Genomic DNA, 1219 nt, shown 5'->3' on the forward strand with positions numbered 1-1219 from the left:
CGTCCGCCGCTAACTTCATAAGAGCAAGCTCTTATGAAGTCCGCTCGACTTGCATGTATTAGGCACGCCGCCAGCGTTCGTCCTGAGCCAGGATCAAACTCTCCATAAAAGTGTTTGATATAGCTCATTGTCACAAACGTGACGTTTTTTAAAACATTGACGAGATATCATGTATCTCATTTATTTCGCTTGGCTTTTTGTTCAGTTTTCAAAGAACTTTTATAAATGTCTTAAAAGCGACTTCTCTATATTAACAAACACTGATGAAGATGTCAACCTTCTTAACAAATATTTTTTGGTGGAGCCTAGCGGGATCGAACCGCTGACCTCCTGCGTGCAAGGCAGGCGCTCTCCCAGCTGAGCTAAGGCCCCAATAAAATAAATTGGTCGGGAAGACAGGATTTGAACCTGCGACCCCCTGGTCCCAAACCAGGTGCTCTACCAAGCTGAGCCACTTCCCGTATTAAGATGGCGCGCCCTGAGAGATTCGAACTCCCGACCTTTTGATTCGTAGTCAAACACTCTATCCAGCTGAGCTAAGGGCGCATTATGGTGCCGAGGGCCGGACTTGAACCGGCACGGTAGTCACCTACCGCAGGATTTTAAGTCCTGTGTGTCTGCCAATTCCACCACCCCGGCAATGCAGACTATTTACTTGGAGCGGAAGACGGGACTCGAACCCGCGACCCTCACCTTGGCAAGGTGATGTTCTACCACTGAACTACTTCCGCACTAAAATTGGTGCGGGTGAAGGGACTCGAACCCCCACGTCAAAGACACTAGATCCTAAGTCTAGCGCGTCTGCCAATTCCGCCACACCCGCAATATTAAAATGGTGAGCCATGAAGGACTCGAACCTTCGACCCTCTGATTAAAAGTCAGATGCTCTACCAACTGAGCTAATGGCTCTAACAAACTGTTTAAAAATGGTGCCGGCGAGAGGACTTGAACCCCCAACCTACTGATTACAAGTCAGTTGCTCTACCAATTGAGCTACACCGGCTAAAATGGTGGAGGATGACGGGCTCGAACCGCCGACCCCCTGCTTGTAAGGCAGGTGCTCTCCCAGCTGAGCTAATCCTCCATTATTACGCCTAGCGACGTCCTACTCTCACAGGGGGAAGCCCCCAACTACCATCGGCGCTGAAGAGCTTAACTTCCGTGTTCGGCATGGGAACGGGTGTGACCTCTTCGCTATCGCCACTAGACATTACGGATT

Annotated in this window: 9 tRNA genes and 2 rRNA genes; all 11 read right to left on the reverse strand. The window is 49.9% G+C overall.

The features are described from left to right. Positions 1–109: ribosomal RNA gene (locus ACNSTQ_RS23015) — 16S ribosomal RNA — on the reverse strand; the annotation flags it as partial. Between the two features lie 187 nt (positions 110–296). Further along, positions 297–372 (reverse strand) — tRNA-Ala (locus ACNSTQ_RS23020). A gap of 12 nt (positions 373–384) precedes the next feature. Then, positions 385–461, reverse strand: a tRNA-Pro gene (locus tag ACNSTQ_RS23025). Positions 462–469: 8 nt separating this feature from the next. Beyond that, positions 470–546 (reverse strand) — tRNA-Arg (locus ACNSTQ_RS23030). A 4-nt stretch (positions 547–550) separates the two neighbouring features. Continuing rightward, positions 551–639, reverse strand: a tRNA-Leu gene (locus tag ACNSTQ_RS23035). Positions 640–656: 17 nt separating this feature from the next. Continuing rightward, a tRNA-Gly gene (locus tag ACNSTQ_RS23040) sits at positions 657–731 on the reverse strand. A gap of 8 nt (positions 732–739) precedes the next feature. Further along, positions 740–823, reverse strand: a tRNA-Leu gene (locus tag ACNSTQ_RS23045). 10 nt (positions 824–833) lie between these two features. Beyond that, positions 834–909: transfer RNA gene (locus ACNSTQ_RS23050), tRNA-Lys, on the reverse strand. A gap of 18 nt (positions 910–927) precedes the next feature. Beyond that, a tRNA-Thr gene (locus ACNSTQ_RS23055) sits at positions 928–1003 on the reverse strand. Between the two features lie 5 nt (positions 1004–1008). After that, positions 1009–1084: transfer RNA gene (locus ACNSTQ_RS23060), tRNA-Val, on the reverse strand. A gap of 8 nt (positions 1085–1092) precedes the next feature. Beyond that, a 5S ribosomal RNA gene (rrf, locus tag ACNSTQ_RS23065) occupies positions 1093–1208 on the reverse strand. Positions 1209–1219: the final 11 nt, after the last annotated feature.

This window comes from Alkalihalobacterium sp. APHAB7 (genome assembly GCF_048323755.1).
GTDB lineage: Bacteria > Bacillota > Bacilli > Bacillales > Bacillaceae_F > Alkalihalobacterium.